The 449-nt window shown below is 36.6% G+C and carries 1 pseudogene; it reads right to left on the bottom strand.

Annotated features, from left to right (window positions below):
* Nucleotides 1-47: 47 nt before the first annotated feature.
* A pseudogene (gene yfbN, locus H7J06_RS32210) lies at nucleotides 48-449 on the bottom strand (protein YfbN); the annotation flags it as partial.

A 449-nucleotide genomic window follows, 5' to 3' on the forward strand; every position in this document is an offset into this window, starting at 1 on the left:
GTCATTACCAGGTAGATAAAAAGCCTGTTCAATTTTGGGATTATTTTTTATAACTCGTGTCTGTTATGGCGACACGGGAAAACATCAATATTGTCCTTCACAAATTGCAGTAATATAGAATCAACCTCTCTTGCAAGTTGGTCACAATGTATTATAAGCATTTTGAATATGTCATCCTCTGTAATCTCGTGAAAATTTTCGGCCTTGTCTTTTAGCTCATCATATCGGATTCTTGCAGTAACCATTTTTTGGGCGAGTTCTAATAACCCCAAAGCTTGCAATTGCTGGTGAGTATGATCACTTTCAAAAAATATCCCACACTCCATTCCTTCCCAACCAACATATTNATGCCATTCATAAACCAGCATAAATGTTTGTAAAACTGGCGGTAATAATTGGATATCTGCAAAACCAAACCAAAACTTACGCTTGAGATCCCACTCATATTC

The sequence above is a fragment of the Mycolicibacterium hodleri genome (assembly GCF_025822245.1).
In the GTDB taxonomy this organism is placed as follows: Bacteria; Actinomycetota; Actinomycetes; order Mycobacteriales; family Mycobacteriaceae; genus Mycobacterium; species Mycobacterium hodleri.